At 45.0% G+C, this 1,109-nt stretch carries 1 protein-coding gene; it reads left to right on the top strand.

What is annotated here, in order from left to right; translation table 11 throughout:
* Nucleotides 1–841, top strand: an 841-nt coding sequence (guaA, locus tag ACS8FC_RS14735) for a glutamine-hydrolyzing GMP synthase (protein WP_439297319.1), incomplete at its 5' end; no start/stop codon positions are given.
* Nucleotides 842–1,109 lie beyond the last annotated feature (268 nt).

Below are 1,109 nucleotides of genomic sequence, written 5' to 3'. Positions count from 1 at the left end.
CGATCAGTTGACCTGTGTATTTGTAGATAACGGTCTCTTGCGTCTGCATGAAGGCGATCAGGTCATGCAAGTTTTTGCAGAAAACATGGGCGTCAAAGTCATCCGCGTCGATGCTGAGGACTTGTTCTTAGATGCGCTAGCAGGCGAGTCTGATCCAGAGAAAAAACGCAAAATTATCGGCAAAACGTTCATTGACGTATTCGCTGATAGCGCGCGTCAAGTGAGTGAGCAGAGCGATGGTAAAGTCGTTGAGTTTTTGGCACAGGGTACGATTTACCCAGACGTCATCGAATCTGCCAAATCACATCAAGGCAAAGCCCACGTGATTAAGAGCCACCACAACGTCGGCGGCTTGCCAGATGACTTGGCATTCAAACTGATTGAGCCGTTACGTGATTTGTTCAAAGATGAAGTGCGCAAGCTTGGTATTACTTTAGGCTTACCAGCAAAAATGATCTATCGTCATCCGTTCCCAGGTCCAGGTTTGGGCGTGCGTATACTAGGCGAAGTGAAAAAAGAATACGCCGATGTCTTGCGTTTGGCTGATGCTATCTTTATGCAAGAGCTTGAGCGTTCAGGCTGGTATGACAAAACGGCGCAAGCCTTTGCCGTATTCCAACCGATCAAATCAGTCGGCGTGGTCGGTGACGGTCGCCGCTATGCTTGGGTGATTGCGCTGCGTGCCGTTGAGACCGTAGACTTTATGACGGCGCGCTTTGCGCATCTGCCGTATGATTTGATCGAGACGGTATCGAACCGCATCATGAACGAAATAGCTGATGTGTCACGTGTGACTTATGATGTGTCGAGCAAGCCACCTGCGACGATTGAGTGGGAATAATTTTTCTTTAAGTAGCGCTGTTAGCCATAAAAAAAGCCCACGATAGCGTGGGCTTTTTTGTGGCTATTTTTAGTAGAGTATCAAACGTAATTACAATAATATGAAAATTGATTGTAAAAGGCAAGACTGTTACTAGCCTAATGTTAAAGAATAAGGCTAATAGTGTCTCCACCATTCATTACGAAGAATAAGAACATAAAATTGAATAAACTTATGAACTTGATATACAATAGAATTACCCTTTAGCTTAAGACGAATTCGTCTAGTC

This window comes from Psychrobacter sp. 1Y4 (assembly GCF_051847555.1).
Note: the sequence above shows the minus strand (reverse complement) of the source record. Positions and strands in the feature narration are given on the sequence as shown.